This is a genomic window from Rhizobium sp. PEPV16 (assembly GCF_008919455.1).
Taxonomy (GTDB): domain Bacteria; phylum Pseudomonadota; class Alphaproteobacteria; order Rhizobiales; family Rhizobiaceae; genus Rhizobium; species Rhizobium leguminosarum_Q.
The window spans coordinates 19,083-19,333 of the sequence record NZ_VSZV01000258.1; the positions used below are offsets into that span (position 1 = coordinate 19,083).

General features: G+C 62.2%; 1 pseudogene. It reads left to right on the forward strand.

Going from position 1 to position 251, the window contains the following annotated elements:
- Nucleotides 1-251: pseudogene (locus tag FY112_RS37600) on the forward strand (electron transfer flavoprotein subunit beta/FixA family protein); the annotation flags it as partial.

Genomic DNA, 251 nt, shown 5'->3' on the forward strand with positions numbered 1-251 from the left:
AGCAACCGTCACCCGCGAAGTCGATGGCGGCCTGCAGACGATCGAGATCAAGCTGCCGGCGGTCGTGACCACCGATCTGCGCTTGAACGAACCGCGTTATGCCTCGCTGCCGAATATCATGAAGGCGAAGAAGAAGCTGCTCGACAAGAAGAGCCCTGATGATTTCGGCGTCTCGACCGCGCCGCGCCTCAAGGTGTTGAAGACCGAGGAGCCGTCGGGCCGCAAGGCCGGCGTCAAGGTCAAGTCGGTCG